The sequence below is a fragment of the Paraburkholderia rhizosphaerae genome (assembly GCF_004366595.1).
Taxonomy (GTDB): domain Bacteria; phylum Pseudomonadota; class Gammaproteobacteria; order Burkholderiales; family Burkholderiaceae; genus Paraburkholderia; species Paraburkholderia rhizosphaerae.
Genome location: NZ_SORE01000009.1, coordinates 223680 through 239304 on the forward strand (window position 1 = coordinate 223680; position 15625 = coordinate 239304).

The following is a 15625-nucleotide window of genomic DNA, read 5'->3' on the forward strand; positions in this document are numbered from 1 at the left end:
TGCGGCGCACGACACGCTTGAATGTCAGATTGACGGATAGATGAACTACAGGATTTCGACCGAACCGGACGCACGGCTACGTATCGACAAGTGGCTATGGGCCGCCCGCTTTTTCAAAACGCGATCGCTTGCGGCAGAAGCGGTCGACAAGGGGCGGGTACGCATCGGCGGCGCGACGGTCAAGCCGGCGAAGGACGTGCGCGTCGGCGATCTTGTCGAGATCGAGATCGAGCGGGTCGTCTGGCAGGTGCAGGTATTGGGTGTGTGCGACGTGCGTGGTCCGGCTTCGGTCGCGCAAACGCTTTATGCGGAAACGAACGAAAGCCGGGTAAAGCGGCAGGTCGAACTGGAGCGGCGTAAGCATTTCCAGGAGCCGGCCGCGACGCTGCACGGCCGGCCGACCAAACGCGACCGGCGAGTTATCGACAAACTTTCAGGTGGGGATTGAACAGCTTTTCCATCGTCGCGTGCACACCGCCATACTCCGTGGTGTGGTCGTTGACGGCGCCGGACATGCAGATGGTCGTGGTTCCCGCGATGAGCACCAAAGCGACCACCGATATTGCGAAGGTCAGTTTCACGGTACTCCCCCAGGAGATCCAGAGCGGGAAACGGGCGGTTCGGTGGTAAGGGATACGTCAGATTAGGGTAAACATGCCTTTTCCGACGTTCTCAATGAGTTTAGGCCACTCGCGAATCGCGCTCAATCTCAATATGATGGCGGTCGAGTAATCGGTGTTACGGCGAATTTCCCGCCGCGATTTATTGCCCCGTCGCGGTGCAAAAAGGGCTGGCGCACCGCTTGAAACCGTGTGCGGCATCCCTATCTGCACGATTGCTGCGCAGCCGGCATGTTGTGGATTTGCAACGAGCGTTGTGGACGGTGAACCGGCCCGTAACCGGTCGGTCAACCCTGAGCGCCGGGCGGCACGCCGGCTGTCTGGATGGTTTTAATTTTTTATCGACTTTCAGCGACATGGAAAACACGCAAGAGAAACCGACGAGCCAGAATCCCACGCCCGCCGACGATGCCGCGCGCCAGGCTACCGATCAAGCCGCGCAGCAGGCTGGCGCCGCAAACGCGCAGTCCGCGAGCACGCCGTCGAGCGCAGAAGCCGCACTCGCCGAAGCTCAGGCGAAGGTCGCCGAGTTGCAGGAGAGCTTCCTTCGCGCGAAGGCCGAAACCGAAAACGTGCGCCGCCGCGCGCAGGAAGACATCGCGAAGGCGCACAAATTCGCGATCGAGAACTTTGCTGAGCATCTGCTGCCGGTGGTCGATAGCCTGGAAGCCGCCGTTACTCACTCTTCCGATGACCTCGTGAAAGTGCGCGAAGGTGTCGAATTGACGTTGCGTCAGTTGACCGGTGCGCTCGAGAAAGGGCGCGTCGTCGCGCTGAATCCGGTCGGCGAGAAGTTCGACCCGCATCGCCATCAGGCAGTGTCGATGGTGCCGGCCGAACAGGAAGCGAATACCGTCGTCTCGGTTCTTCAAAAGGGCTATGTGATCAACGACCGGGTGCTGCGCCCGGCGCTCGTCACGGTCGCGCAGCCGAAGTAACGGTGGCGTGTCTCCTCCGGCATTCAATGTCAGCCAGCTTTGTCGCAATCACGCTTTATGGCCAGTATCGCTGTTGATGCATCCGCCTTCGCTACTTTCGAGATGGGGGAATTGAGCGCCGACTCGTTCGACGCCGGCCTCGAATCCGCCGGCGACGAACTGGCGGTGGTGTTTTTCTGGGGCTTTGACTGCTTCAACTGCGAAATCGCGAAGAAAGCGATGCTGGCCCGGCCGGACGCGATCCGTGCGCTCGGCTTGCGCTGGTTTCACAGCAATGTCTATGAACATCGCGAGCTTGGCCGCCGCTTTATGCTGCATGGCGTGCCGACCTGGTTTTTCTTCCATCGGGGCAAGCGCCTCGGCCGTGCGACCGGCTGGCACGGCCTCGCTCAGTTCGAGGCTGCGGTAGCCGCCGCCCGTGAGAAGATCCGCGCGGCGGCCGGCGATTGAAAAAAATTAAAGACCGCATAAAGCGAAAGGTCTTGAAAACACTGCCGACGTACTTATTTTGAGTGCAGGTATGAATTGAGGGGCGGGACGGCCGGCAAATGAACGGCGTTTCCGCAGCGATCAAAGTCAGGAGATTAGTCAAAATGGGCAAAATCATCGGTATCGACCTCGGCACCACGAACTCGTGTGTGGCGCTGATGGAAGGCAATCAGGTCAAAGTGATCGAAAACTCGGAAGGCGCCCGCACGACGCCGTCGATCATCGCGTACATGGACGACAACGAAGTGCTCGTCGGCGCGCCTGCTAAACGCCAATCGGTTACCAACCCGAAGAACACGCTGTTCGCGGTCAAGCGTCTGATCGGTCGCCGCTTCGAAGAGAAGGAAGTCCAGAAGGACATCGGCCTGATGCCGTACAAGATCGTCAAGGCTGAAAACGGCGATGCGTGGGTTGAAGCGCACGGTCAGAAGCTCGCGCCGCCGCAGATCTCCGCGGAAGTACTGCGCAAGATGAAGAAGACCGCCGAAGACTACCTCGGCGAGCCGGTTACCGAAGCCGTCATTACCGTTCCCGCGTACTTCAACGACAGCCAGCGTCAGGCGACCAAGGATGCCGGCCGCATCGCCGGCCTCGAAGTGAAGCGGATCATCAACGAGCCGACTGCGGCCGCGCTCGCGTTCGGTCTCGACAAGGCCGAAAAGGGCGACCGCAAGATCGCGGTGTTCGACCTCGGCGGCGGTACGTTCGATATTTCGATCATCGAAATCGCGGATGTGGATGGCGAAATGCAGTTCGAAGTGCTGTCGACGAACGGCGATACGTTCCTCGGTGGTGAAGACTTCGACCAGCGCATCATCGATTACATCATCAGCGAGTTCAAGAAGGAGCAGGGCGTCGACCTGTCGAAGGACGTGCTCGCGCTGCAGCGCCTGAAGGAAGCGGCTGAAAAGGCGAAGATCGAGTTGTCGTCGACGCAGCAGACCGACATCAACCTGCCGTACATCACGGCGGACGCGTCGGGTCCGAAGCACTTGAATCTCAAGTTCACGCGCGCGAAGCTCGAAGCGCTCGTCGAAGAACTGATCGAGCGCACGATCGAACCGTGCCGTACGGCAATCAAGGATGCGGGCGTGAAGGTCGGCGAAATCGACGACGTGATCCTCGTCGGTGGTATGACGCGTATGCCGAAGGTGCAGGAAAAGGTGAAGGAGTTCTTCGGCAAGGATCCGCGCCGTGACGTGAACCCGGACGAAGCCGTTGCCGTTGGCGCCGCGATCCAGGGCCAGGTGTTGTCGGGCGACCGCAAGGACGTGCTGCTGCTCGACGTGACTCCGCTGTCGCTCGGCATCGAGACGCTCGGCGGCGTGATGACGAAGATGATCAACAAGAACACCACGATCCCGACGAAGCACGCGCAGGTGTATTCGACGGCCGACGACAACCAGTCGGCGGTGACGATCAAGGTGTTCCAGGGCGAACGCGAGATGGCGGCCGGCAACAAGCTGCTCGGCGAGTTCAACCTCGAGGGCATTCCGCCGGCTCCGCGCGGTGTGCCTCAAATCGAAGTGAGCTTCGACATCGACGCGAACGGTATCCTGCACGTCGGCGCGAAGGATAAGGCGACCGGCAAGGAAAACCGGATCACGATCAAGGCGAACTCGGGCCTGTCCGAAGCCGAGATCGAGAAGATGGTGAAGGACGCGGAAGCGAACGCCGAAGAAGATCACAAGTTGCGCGAACTGGCCGATGCCCGCAACCAGGGCGACGCGCTGGTGCACAGCACGAAGAAAGCGCTCACCGAATACGGCGACAAGCTCGACGCCGGCGAGAAGGAAAAGATCGAAGCAGCGTTGAAGGACCTCGAAGAGACGCTGAAGAACGCCTCGGCCGACAAGGCCGCGATCGAAGCGAAGATCGAGACGGTTGCGACCGCGTCGCAGAAGCTCGGCGAGAAGATGTACGCCGATATGCAGGCCGCGCAGGGTGCGGCCGGCGCAGCGGCGGGTGCCGCGGCCGCCGACCACGCGTCAGCGGCAGGCGAGAAGTCCGACGACGTTGTCGATGCGGACTTCAAGGAAGTGAAGAAGGACTAAGCCGAGGTGCCGTCTGACCAAGGCCGCGCGTATCGAGTCGCGCGCGGCCCGGCTACAAGACCTGCGGTAAACCCTGTAGGGAGCCGTACGGAAAACGCGCCTGGCGAGCCTTCACGGCTCTCCGGGCACATTTGTTTTATGGCGGGCATGGCTTTGCGCCGGCACACAGCCGCGCGAGGCCAGCTCCGGGCGAGTCGCTAGACTCCAGCATTCATGAGGAGCCGCCGCGTCGCAGTGCGCGGATGGCGTTGAACCGATATGGCGAAACGGGATTACTACGAGGTTCTGGGCGTCGCGAAGAACGCGAGCGACGACGAGATCAAGAAGGCTTATCGCAAGCTCGCGATGAAGTATCACCCCGACCGTAATCCGGGCAACAAGGATGCGGAAGAGCATTTCAAGGAAGCGAAAGAAGCTTATGAAATGCTGTCGGATTCGCAGAAACGCGGCGCGTACGACCAGTACGGCCACGCGGGCGTCGATCCGAACATGGGGGCGGCGGGCGCCCAGGGCTTCGGCGGGTTTGCCGACGCGTTCGGCGATATTTTCGGCGACATCTTCGGCCAGGCGGCTGGCGGCGCTGCCCGCGGCGGCCGCGCTGGCCCGCAGGTGTATCGCGGCGCGGATCTGCGCTACAGCATGGAAATCACGCTGGAGCAGGCGGCACATGGCTACGACACGCAAATCCGCGTGCCGAGCTGGGTGTCCTGCGAGGTCTGCCACGGCTCGGGCGCGAAGCCAGGCACGAAGCCGGAAACCTGTCCGACCTGTAGCGGCAGCGGCACCGTGCGGATGTCGCAAGGCTTTTTCAGCATCCAGCAGACGTGCCCGAAGTGCCATGGCACCGGCACCTATATTCCCGAGCCTTGCACGCATTGCCATGGGGCAGGCAAGACCAAGGAAACCAAGACACTCGAAGTGAAGATTCCCGCCGGGATCGACGACGGCATGCGCATCCGCTCGGCCGGCAATGGCGAGCCGGGCATCAATGGCGGTCCGTCGGGCGATCTTTACGTCGAGATCCATATCAAGCCGCACTCGGTTTTCGAGCGCGACGGCGACGACCTGCATTGCCAGATGCCGATCCCGTTCACCACGGCGGCATTGGGCGGTGAGATCGAGGTGCCGACGCTGGCTGGCCGCGCGAGCTTTACGGTGCCGGAAGGCACGCAGTCGGGCAAGACGTTCCGTCTGCGCGGCAAGGGCATCAAGGGTCTGCGTTCGAGCATCGCCGGCGACCTTTACGTGCATGTTCAGGTCGAGACGCCGGTCAAGCTGACCGACACGCAGCGGGATCTGTTGCAGCAATTCGAGAAGTCGCTTGTCGAGGGTGGTGCGCGTCATAGCCCTCAAAGCAAGAGCTGGTTTGACCGGGTCAAGAGCTTTTTCGATTAAATTCGAGTTAGTGCAACCTGATGTCGGCGGTACCCATGACGGCCGTTGATCCGAATGCCGTATTCGCACTGCTCGACGACTGCAACTCGACCGCGCTGCGCCGCTCGAGTCGTCTGTACACGGGCTTTCGTCATGAGCACGTGTGCACCGATGGTGCGCAACTCGATACGGTATGCGAGGCGGCCGCCGACGATACGCGCCGCGGCCTGCACGCGGTCGTGCTAGCGGACTACGAATTCGGCCGTAACCTCGCTTTCACCAAAACGACGCCAACGCAGCGCGGCCCGTCCACATCGGGTGCGCTGCGTTTTTTATTGTTTGACCACTGCGCGAAGCTATCGCGCGATGAAGTGGACGTGTGGCTCGTGCAGCGCGACAGCGGCGCGGTCGAGCCATCCATTGCGGGCACGGGCGGCGTGCAGGCGAGCGTCGATTATCCGGAGTTCGAGCGGGCCATCGACGCGATTCACGATGCGCTGCGTGCCGGCGACTCGTATCAGATCAATTACACATACCGGCTCGCCTTCGATGTATTCGGGCCGCCGGCTGCTCTTTTCAGGCGGCTGCGCGCGCGCCAGACGGTCCAATACGGCGCACTGATCGCGCTGCCGGATAGCCGCTGGGTGCTGTCGTGCTCGCCCGAACTCTTTATCGAAAAGAAAAGTGGCGCGCTGCGCGCCCGCCCGATGAAGGGCACCGCGCCGCGCTCGCGCGACCCGGCCGAGGACCGCGCGGCATCGGACTTCCTCGCTCACGATCCGAAGAACCGCGCCGAGAATGTGATGATCGTCGACCTGCTGCGCAACGATCTGTCGCGGGTCGCGCAGACAGGTTCGGTGAAAGTGCCGGCGTTGTTCTCGGTCGAGCCGTACGAATCGGTCTGGCAGATGACGTCGACGGTCACTGCGCTGCTGCGGCCGCGCACGTCGTTTGCCGATATCCTGCGGGCGCTGTTTCCGTGCGGTTCGATTACCGGCGCGCCGAAACATAAGACGATGCAACTGATCGACGTGCTCGAAAGCACGCCGCGCGGGCTCTACACCGGCGCGATCGGCTGGCTTGACGCGCCCGCGCAACCGATGGCGCCGGCCACGCAGCGTTGCGGCGATTTTTGCCTGTCGGTCGCGATCCGCACGCTGACGCTTGAACCGGCGGCGGCGCGGCAAACCCCGGCGCGCGACCCGTCGTCGTCGCCCGCAGAAGCGCCTGAGCCGACGGGCGTCTACCACGGCAAGTTAGGTATCGGCGCGGGTATCGTGCTCGACAGCGTGGCGGCCGACGAATACGCGGAGTGTCAATTGAAAGCGCGTTTCCTGACCGAAGCCGACCCCGGCTTCCAACTCTTCGAAACGATGTACGCCACCCACGAAGCGGGCGTGCGGCATATCGACCGTCATCTCGCGCGCGTTGGCGCAAGTGCGGGCTGGCTTGGTTTCCGGTTCGACGCTGCCGATGTGCGCGCGCGGCTTGCCGCGCGGTGCAATACGCTGCAAGCTGGCCAGCCGCATCGGATAAGACTCGTGATCGACAAGGCCGGCGCGGTTGAGCTGACAGTGGCGCCGCTTGTGCCGCTCACCGGCGAAACCGTTGGCGTGCTGCTTGGCCCCGAGCATGGTTTTGCTCACGTGCACTCGCACGACCCGCTGCTGCGCCATAAAACGACGCGCCGCGCCGAATACGACCGCGGCTGGCGAGAAGCGGAAGCGCTGGAGGCGTTCGACACGCTCTTTTTCAACGAGCGGGGCGAACTGACCGAAGGCGGCCGGTCGAATGTATTCGTGCAGATCGACGGGAAGTGGTGGACGCCGCCGCTAGCATGCGGCGTATTGCCAGGCGTGATGCGCGCGGTGCTGCTCGATGACGCGCAAATGGGCGCCGGGGAACGCGTGCTGACCCGTGACGACGTGCTTAATGCTGACGCGCTGCTGCTCTGCAATGCGCTGCGCGGCGCACTGCCGGCGCGGATTGTCGGCTAACGCGCGGTTCGCGCTCACGCCGCCGACGTAACGGGCTACGTGCGCTGGAGCATAGGCGCATGCACGAAGCGTGCGATCCATGCGGTGAAGTGCGCGTGCCAGGGTGCGTCGTGTACGTCATGTAGCGCGGTGTCGTGATCTCGAATGCTCGCGACGTCGATCAGGCAGGAGGGGTTTCGCGTGATTTCTCGTGATGCCGCGAACACAGTCGCCACTAACGTTCGCAGTGCCCGGGAGCGCCACGCGCGAGCGAATGCGCGCCCCACCGCCTTGCCTCAGAACGTATGCTCCGAAGCCGGGAACGACCCATCCTTCACTTCGCGCACATACGCTTGAACCGCGGCAAGAATGCTCGGCTGCCCCTGCATGAAATCCTTGACGAAGCGCGGCCGCTTGCCGGGGAAGATACCCAGCATGTCGTGCAGCACGAGCACCTGACCCGAGCAGTCCAGTCCCGCGCCGATGCCGATCGTCGGAATCTTCAACTGCTTCGTCACTTCTGCGGCAAGCCGGGATGGAATCGCTTCTATGACGATCAGTTGCGCACCCGCGTCCTGCACCGCGCGCGAGTCGCGCAGCAACTGACTGGCGGCCGCTTCAGTCTTGCCTTGCACCTTGAAGCCGCCGAATGCATGCACCGATTGCGGCGTCAGTCCGACGTGCGCGCACACCGGCACCGCGCGGTCGACCAGAAATCTCACGGTTTCGGCTGCCCATTCGCCGCCCTCGAGCTTCACCATCTGCGCGCCTGCGCGCATCAGTTTGACTGCGCTCGCGAACGCATCGGCGGGCGTGCCATACGTGCCGAACGGCAGGTCCGCGACGATCAGCGCAGACGGGCGCGCGCGTGCGACGCAGGCAGTGTGGTACGCGATATCGTCGAGCGTGACGGGCAGCGTCGTCGCCTGACCTTGCAGCACATTGCCGAGCGAATCGCCGATCAGCAGCGAATCGACACCGGCGCGATCGAGTAGCGATGCGAAGCTGGCGTCATAGCAGGTCAGCATCGCGATTTTCTCGCCGGCCTCGCGCATCGCCTGGAGTTTCGGGACCGTTATCGCGTTGCGGCTCGTTTCCTGCAAATAGGTCATGGGGCAAAATCCGTTGAAGAGAAGCAAAGTCCCGCGCGGTCTACAGCGACGTTCCCTTGACGAAGAATTCCTTGCGGCCGCGCATCGTCTCGATGCGTTCGACCAGCAGCGCAAGGTCGTCGTTCGATTCGAGCGGGTTCAGATGTTCAGCGTTGACCGTCAGCACCGGCGTGCGGTCGTAGTGATAGAAGAACTGGTTGTACGCGTCGCACAGCGCACGCAGATACGCATCGGAGATTTGCAACTCCATCGGCACCGCGCGTTTCTGGATACGCGAGAACAGCACTTCGGGGCTCGCCTGCAGGTACACGACCAGATCCGGCGCGGGCCCGTCGGCCTCGAGCCGGGCGGACAGTGCTCGATATAACTGCCACTCGTCGTCTTTCAGCGTGAGGCGCGCGAAGATATCGTTTTTTTGCGTGATGAAATCGGTAATGAGCGGCGTGCCGGATGCGTGTAGCGTGGCGATATCCTGCACCTGCTGCGTACGTTGCAGCGCAAAGCTCAACTGCGCGGGAAGCGCATAGCGCGCGGTATCGCGATAGAAGCGTTCGAGAAAAGGGTTGTCTTGCGGACGTTCGAACAGCATTTGCATCGACCACCGCTCGGCGAGCCGCGTCGCAAGCGATGTCTTGCCGACGCCAATCGGCCCCTCGATCGCGAGATACGCATACGGCGGACGCATCGCCGGCGCGGTCACAGTGAGTGGGGCGAGCGGCGACGCGGTCATGAACAGTTGCCTTTACCCGAGCCTGCGCGATGCCCGGCGCCGGAATCGCCACTGGCGGCCGGTGCACCTTCGCTCTGCTTGCCACTGTTGCCGCCCGTGAGCGCGCCCAGCAGCGGACAAAGGCAGGCGGCCTTCACCTTTTCGATACGCTGCGAGGCGACCGCGTCGAGGAAATCTTGTGCGCGGCCATGCTGCGGAATGATCAGCGACGGTTCGACTTCGACCAGCGGCACCAGCGCGAACGCGCGCCCGGTGAGCCGCGGATGCGGCACGGTCAGATCGGGTTCGTCGATGCAATGCTCGCCGTATAACAGGATGTCGATGTCGAGCGTGCGCGGCGCATTGCGATACGGCCGTTCGCGTCCGAAATGATGTTCGAGCTTGTGGCAAAGCGCGAGCAGATGCCGCACCGGCAACGCCGTCTCGAGCTTCACGACGAGGTTGAAAAAGTCATCGCCGCCCGCGTCGATGGGGGCAGTGCGATAGAGGCTGGACTTCGCGACCACGGTGATCGCGTGCTGCTGTGCGAGGCACACCACCGCGTCTTTCAGGGTCTGGCGCGCATCCCCGAGGTTTGCGCCGAGGCCGAGATAGGCAACCGTCATGGCTTCACTTCCTGCGACTTTCGTTCGACGGCTTCCGCTGGAACCGGGTCAGTCTTCGTGCGTGCCGTTCGGGCTCACATCCTTGACTTCGCGATTTCCTGCGGGCGTGCCGCCCTCCATTCCGTCACCCGCTTTGCGGTTTCTGGCGCCACCTCCGCGCCGCCGTCGTTTTCTGGGCGTCCGGTCCTTCCCGCCTTGCGTGAGCAATGCTTCGCGCGCGGCAGCGTCTCCATTTATGAATTCTGTCCACCACGCTGCCACCGACTCATCCAGTTCACCGGATTCGCAGCGCAACAGGAGGAAATCATACCCCGCTCTAAATCTTTGGTGTTCGATCAGCTTCAGCGCGCTGCGTCCCGATCGTCGTTCAAGGCGCAGTTGCAGCCCCCAGATTTCCCGCATGTCGGCCGAGAAGCGCTTGTGGATCGCGAGCTTTTCGGTCTGCATCTCGAGCACATCGTCCATCGCGCGATGCAATGCCGGCACCGGATACTCACCGTTCGCTTCGTATTGCTGCCAGCGCTGCTGCACGTCGTGCCATAGCAGCGTGGCGAACAGGAAACCCGGCGACACCGGTTTGCCGCTCACGACGCGCGCATCGGTGCGGTTCAACGCGAGCGTGATAAAGCGCTCGCCATGCGGCTGTTCGAGCACGACATCGAGCAGCGGCAGCAGGCCGTGATGCAAGCCTTCCTTGCGCAGCCGCTGCAAGCACGCCAGCGCGTGGCCGGACAGCAGCAGCTTGAGCATCTCGTCGAACAGACGCGCAGCCGGCACATTGTTGATCAGGTCCGCGAGCGACGTGATCGGCGCGCGCGTCGCTTCGTCGATTTCGAAGCCCAGCTTCGCTGCGAAGCGCACCACGCGCAGCATTCGCACCGGGTCTTCGCGAAAGCGCGTCGCCGGATCGCCGATCATCCGTAGCAGGCGCGCACGCACATCGGCCATGCCGTTGTGGTAATCGAGCACCGTCTGCGTCGCGGGGTCGTAATACATCGCGTTGATCGTGAAATCGCGCCGCGTCGCGTCTTCGTGCTGTTCACCCCATACATTGTCGCGCAACACGCGTCCGCTTGCGTCGACCGCATGAGTGCGGCGATCGAGCTCGTCGCGCTTCATGCGCCGCGGCGGCGCGCCGCTAGCGCCGGTGGCGTTACCCGCGCTGGCATCGGCGGGCGGCGGATCGACCAGCGCGCGGAATGTCGATGTCTCGATGATTTCCTGGCCGAATTGCACGTGGACGATCTGGAAGCGCCGGCCGATGATGCGCGCGCGGCGAAACAGGCGCTGCACCTGCTCCGGCGTCGCGTCGGTCGCGACGTCGAAGTCTTTCGGCGCGATGCCGAGCAGCAGGTCGCGCACCGCGCCGCCGACGATAAACGCACGAAAACCCGCTTGCTGCAGGCCTTCGGTGACGCGAATCGCATTGCGGGAGATCAGTGTGGGATCGATGCCGTGAATGTCCGACGGGATGATGACGGGCACATCGGGGTCGCGCGCGCCTTCGTTGTTTGCCGCACGCGCGGGCTTGCGACGCGAGCGGGCGGTGGCCGAAGCAGCGGCTGTGGCGTTGGAGCCGGGCGTGCCGCGCGGTGGCGCGGGTTCGCCGCGTTGTGCCGCTGCGGTGTCTTCCTGCGCGTCCCAGGCGAGGTCGTCTGCGGCCTCGCGGTCCTGGCCGAACAGCTTGCGAATAAGTTTCTTGATCACGTGGTCTGGAATAGTTCGAGGATGCGCCAGCCGTGCGTCTGCGCATACTCGCGCAACGTGTCGTCCGGATTGGTCGCGATCGGGTCGGTGACCTTTTCGAGCAGCGGGATGTCGTTATGTGAGTCGCTGTAGAAGTAGCTGCGCTCGAAATCCGACCATGTCTTGCCGAGCGAAGCAAGCCACGCTTCGGTGCGCACGATCTTGCCTTCGCGGTAGCTCGGCGTGCCGGTCGGACGGCCGGTGAATGCCGATGCCGGATGGCCGTCGACGGTTTCCACTTCGCACGCGATCAGCTTGTTGATGCCGAACACTTCGGCGATCGGCGCGGTAATGAATTCGTTGGTTGCGGTGACCATGCAGCAGAGGTCGCCCGCATCGCGATGTTGACGCACGAGTTCCATCGCGGCCGGCACGATCGCCGGCTTGATCACCTCATGCATGTACTGGTCATGCCACACCTTCAACTGCTCGCGCGAGTGCTTCGCAAGCGGCGTCAGCATCGCGACCAGATACGCGTGGATGTCGAGTTTGCCGGCCTTGTAGTCGGCAAAGAAGCGGTCGTTTTCACGCGCGAAGTTTTCAGCGTCGACGATGCCGAGTTTCACCATGAAGCGCCCCCATTCGTGGTCGCTATCGGTGGGGATGAGGGTGTGATCGAGATCGAAAAGTGCAAGGTTAGCCATGGGGGCCTATTTTACTTGAAGCAGCCTGACCGGATCGCTGAAGCGGGGCGCCCGAGTCCTGCGGGGCCGATGTTCCGTTATCCGTGCTGCGTTCCATGCCGCTATCGGCGCTCGACAGCGACGCGAGCATCGTGCGCAGCAGCGGCAGCGTCACCGCGCGTTTCTGCTCGAGCGAGAAACGATCGAGCGCATCGAGCAGCGCCATCAGGCTTGGCATATCGCGGCGAAAATGCGTGAGCAGGTACGCGGGGACGTCGTCGGCGAGCGCGATGCCGCGCTCGTGCGCGGCCTGCTTCAGCACGATGGATTTGCCTTCATCGGAAAGTGGCGCGAGATGGAACACGAGGCCCCAGCCGAGGCGCGTGCGCAGGTCTTCGCGTACCGCGAGGCCGAGCGGCGCCGCATTGCCGGTCGCGACGAGCGCGCTCGCTGGATGCGCGCGCACTTCGTTGAACAGATTGAACAGTGCGATCTGCTGCGCGGCGGACAGTGCATCGCAATCGTCGATGGCGTACAGCGCGACGCGCGGGTCGAACGCAAACGCATCGAGGCTGCTGTGCGGGCCTGCGTAGCGTACGTGGCCCGACGCCGTGTCGTGCGCGAGCGCCTGCAGCAGGTGCGTGCGGCCGCTGCCGGCGTCGCCCCATACGTAGAACGTGCGGTCCGCGACGGGACCGGCCGCGAGCGCGGCATCGAGCCCGCGCAGGCGCGCGACCAGTTCGGCGTTCGCCCCGGCGAAGAAGTTATCGAAAGTCGATGGCGGCGGAGCGCCGAGATCGAGCGTAAGTTGGCGCAGCACAGTAGTCGAAAATAAGAGGCTCGTCAGTCACAACGGGCCGGGACCGTCACGATGGTCGCTGCAAACGCAGCGGCGTGTATCACGCAGGCGTTAGTTTTTGTAAAGCGTGCTCGCCAGATAGCTTTGCCGCAATTCCCGCCACGCGACGGACAGGATCGCGCTTACCGGCAGCGCGAGCAGCACGCCGAAGAAGCCGAATAACTGACCGAACGCAAGCAACGCGAAGATTACCGCGAGCGGATGCAGCCCGATGCGCTCGCCGACCAGCCGCGGCGTCAGGATAAAACTCTCGAGAATCTGGCCGACGCCGTACACCACGGCCACCGCGCCGAACCCGTACCAGGTGCCGAACTGCAGCAGCGCGGCGAGCAACGCGAGGATCAGGCCGGTCGCGAAACCGATATACGGAATGAACACCGCGAGTCCGGTAAAAATGCCGACCGGCAGCGCGATCTCGAACCCGGCCGCCCACAGTGCGACCGAATAGTAGACCGCGAGCACGCCCATTACCAGCAATTGACCGCGCAGATACTGCGACAGCATCTGATCCATATCGTGCGACAGCTGGATCGTCTTCACGAGCCAGCGGCGCGGAATGAAGTGCTTGATCCGGCGGATCATCGCGTTCCAGTCGTACAGCAGATAGAACAGCACGAGCGGCACCATCACGAGATTGCCGACGACGTCGAGCATCAGGTTGCTGCTGGTGCGGATCGACGTCCACGCGTAGATCACGACCGTCTGCGCGCTGCCTTCGAGCTGGTTCGTGACCAGATCGCGAATACTCGCGAAGTCGAGCGAGTCGGCCAGGCCGAGCATCGCGAGCTTCGGCTGCAGCCACGCGTTCACATGGGAAATCAGCACGGGTACCTGCTGGCGCAGCTGCGGCACCTCCTTTTGCACGACCACCAGAATGAGCAGCACGAGCGCGGTCATCAGCAGTGTGAAAAACAGCATCATCAGCAATGCCGCGAGGCCCTTCGGCACGCGCCGCCGCGTGAGCCAGCCGACCCCCGGATGCAGGATGTAAGCGAGGATCGCGCCGAGCAGAAACGGCGTCAGCACCGGGCTCAGCAGCCATACGAGAAAGCCGACGACGAGCGCGATCGCGAACCAGATGAACGCGCGGCGCTGGTATGGCGTAAATAACGGAGCGTTATGCTGCAAGATAAGCGGTTCCTCTTCGTTCCCGGTGTTCTGTGCCGGCCTGTGCCCGGCGTGCGGGTGCTTGACCTCTGCTGGTGCTCCGTTCCCGCCGGCTTTCACGCCCGTTCCCCTGTCGATACCGGGGACGAATTCCAGCCTGCGGGTCGGCATCAGGTAAAATCGCATTTTACCGACCTTCTCGCGCTTTCCTTATGAATCAACCGAAATCCGCTCCTGACGCTCAAGGTTTGTCGTATCGTGACGCCGGCGTGGACATCGAAGCGGGCGACGCCCTCGTCGATGCGATCAAGCCCTTTGCCAAAAAGACGCTGCGTGACGGCGTGCTGGCCGGCATCGGCGGATTCGGTGCGCTGTTCGAGGTGCCGAAGAAGTATCGCGAGCCGGTGCTCGTGTCGGGCACCGACGGCGTCGGCACGAAGCTCAAGCTCGCGTTTCACCTGAACCGGCATGACACGGTGGGTCAGGATCTGGTCGCGATGAGCGTCAACGATATCCTCGTGCAAGGCGCGGAGCCGCTGTTCTTCCTCGACTATTTCGCGTGCGGCAAGCTCGAAGTCGGCACGGCCGCGACGGTTGTCAAAGGCATCGCGTACGGCTGCGAGCTGTCGGGTTGCGCGCTGATCGGCGGCGAAACCGCCGAGATGCCGGGCATGTATCCGGACGGCGAATATGACCTCGCGGGCTTCGCGGTCGGCGCGGTCGAAAAAAGCAAAATTATCGATGGCAGCACGATCGCCCCGGGCGACGTCGTGCTGGGTCTCGCATCGAGCGGCATCCACTCGAACGGCTATTCGCTGGTGCGCAAGATCATCGAGCGCGCGCAGCCGGATCTCACCGCCGACCTCGATGGCCGTCCGCTGGCCGATGCACTGATGGCGCCGACGCGCATCTACGTAAAGTCGATGCTCGCGCTGATGGAAAAGATCACGGTAAAGGGCATGGCGCACATCACCGGCGGCGGGCTGGTCGAAAACATCCCGCGCGTGTTGAAAGCGGGATTGACCGCCGAACTCGACCATCGCGCGTGGCCGCTGCCGCCGCTGTTCTCGTGGCTGCAGAAGCATGGCGGCGTGGCGGATGCCGAGATGCACCGCGTGTTCAACTGCGGGATTGGTATGGCGGTAATCGTCGCCGCGCAGCATGCGCAGCAGGCAATTGCGATGCTGTCCGCGGCGGGCGAGCAGGTGTGGCAGATCGGCAAGGTACGGCAAGGCAACGCGGGCGAGGCGCCCACCGTCGTGGTCTGAGCATCGCTCGATAGCGCGTTAAACGACAAACCGCACGTCTGCGCAGTATCCGTTCTGTTACAGCGTTGCCTGACGTACATGGATCACACTCACGCCTCAGTCAATGACTGGGGCGTTTTCTTGC

The 15625-nt window shown here is 63.1% G+C and carries 15 protein-coding genes; 7 read left to right on the forward strand and 8 right to left on the reverse strand.

What is annotated here, in order from left to right:
• Positions 1-40: 40 nt before the first annotated feature.
• Complete coding sequence (locus tag BX592_RS14265; RefSeq protein WP_134192434.1) at positions 41-448, forward strand: RNA-binding S4 domain-containing protein; 408 nt, start codon at positions 41-43, stop codon at positions 446-448.
• Here BX592_RS14265 and BX592_RS33810 read toward each other — a convergent pair.
• Entirely contained in the window at positions 420-581 is a 162-nt protein-coding gene (locus tag BX592_RS33810) for a hypothetical protein (RefSeq protein WP_166676358.1), read from the reverse strand. The genes BX592_RS14265 and BX592_RS33810 overlap by 29 nt on opposite strands.
• Before the next feature lie 395 nt (positions 582-976).
• On the opposite strand from BX592_RS33810, the gene grpE reads away from it, so the two are divergent.
• The 5 genes from grpE to BX592_RS14290 all read left to right on the forward strand — a co-directional run bounded on the left by grpE (position 977) and on the right by BX592_RS14290 (position 7472).
• Positions 977-1558, forward strand: a complete 582-nt coding sequence (gene grpE / locus BX592_RS14270) for a nucleotide exchange factor GrpE (RefSeq protein ID WP_134192435.1) — start codon at positions 977-979, stop codon at positions 1556-1558.
• 57 nt (positions 1559-1615) lie between these two features.
• The gene (locus BX592_RS14275; protein WP_134192436.1) at positions 1616-2008 is read left to right on the forward strand and encodes a thioredoxin family protein; all 393 of its coding nucleotides are present in this window, start codon (positions 1616-1618) and stop codon (positions 2006-2008) included.
• Between the two features lie 143 nt (positions 2009-2151).
• Complete coding sequence (gene dnaK, locus BX592_RS14280; protein WP_134192437.1) at positions 2152-4101, forward strand: molecular chaperone DnaK; 1950 nt, start codon at positions 2152-2154, stop codon at positions 4099-4101.
• Positions 4102-4359: 258 nt separating this feature from the next.
• Positions 4360-5496, forward strand: coding sequence for a molecular chaperone DnaJ (gene dnaJ, locus BX592_RS14285; protein WP_134192438.1), 1137 nt, complete (start codon positions 4360-4362; stop codon positions 5494-5496).
• A 35-nt stretch (positions 5497-5531) separates the two neighbouring features.
• A complete protein-coding gene (locus tag BX592_RS14290) occupies positions 5532-7472 on the forward strand; it encodes a chorismate-binding protein (protein WP_134192439.1) in 1941 nt (646 codons plus the stop codon).
• Positions 7473-7747: 275 nt separating this feature from the next.
• Here BX592_RS14290 and panB read toward each other — a convergent pair whose 3' ends face one another.
• From panB to BX592_RS14325, 7 genes are all read right to left on the reverse strand, one after another.
• Positions 7748-8563 carry a 3-methyl-2-oxobutanoate hydroxymethyltransferase gene (panB, locus tag BX592_RS14295; protein ID WP_134192440.1) on the reverse strand — a complete coding sequence of 272 codons (816 nt, stop codon included), beginning with the start codon at positions 8561-8563 and terminating at the stop codon, positions 7748-7750.
• A gap of 40 nt (positions 8564-8603) precedes the next feature.
• The gene (locus tag BX592_RS14300; protein WP_134192441.1) at positions 8604-9293 is read right to left on the reverse strand and encodes a deoxynucleoside kinase; all 690 of its coding nucleotides are present in this window, start codon (positions 9291-9293) and stop codon (positions 8604-8606) included.
• Complete coding sequence (folK, locus tag BX592_RS14305) at positions 9290-9898, reverse strand: 2-amino-4-hydroxy-6-hydroxymethyldihydropteridine diphosphokinase (RefSeq protein WP_134192442.1); 609 nt, start codon at positions 9896-9898, stop codon at positions 9290-9292. Before folK ends, BX592_RS14300 begins: the two co-directional genes overlap by 4 nt.
• A 48-nt stretch (positions 9899-9946) precedes the next feature.
• A complete protein-coding gene (gene pcnB / locus BX592_RS14310) occupies positions 9947-11605 on the reverse strand; it encodes a polynucleotide adenylyltransferase PcnB (protein WP_134192443.1) in 1659 nt (552 codons plus the stop codon).
• Positions 11602-12288 carry a histidinol-phosphatase gene (locus BX592_RS14315; RefSeq protein ID WP_134192444.1) on the reverse strand — a complete coding sequence of 229 codons (687 nt, stop codon included), beginning with the start codon at positions 12286-12288 and terminating at the stop codon, positions 11602-11604. Before BX592_RS14315 ends, pcnB begins: the two co-directional genes overlap by 4 nt.
• Positions 12281-13087 (reverse strand): DnaA regulatory inactivator Hda, encoded by an 807-nt coding sequence (gene hda / locus BX592_RS14320; RefSeq protein WP_134192445.1) that lies wholly within the window; start codon positions 13085-13087, stop codon positions 12281-12283. Before hda ends, BX592_RS14315 begins: the two co-directional genes overlap by 8 nt.
• 90 nt (positions 13088-13177) lie before the next feature.
• Positions 13178-14254 carry an AI-2E family transporter gene (locus BX592_RS14325; protein WP_134192446.1) on the reverse strand — a complete coding sequence of 359 codons (1077 nt, stop codon included), beginning with the start codon at positions 14252-14254 and terminating at the stop codon, positions 13178-13180.
• A gap of 191 nt (positions 14255-14445) precedes the next feature.
• On the opposite strand from BX592_RS14325, the gene purM reads away from it, so the two are divergent.
• Positions 14446-15501, forward strand: coding sequence for a phosphoribosylformylglycinamidine cyclo-ligase (purM, locus tag BX592_RS14330; RefSeq protein WP_134192447.1), 1056 nt, complete (start codon positions 14446-14448; stop codon positions 15499-15501).
• Positions 15502-15625 lie beyond the last annotated feature (124 nt).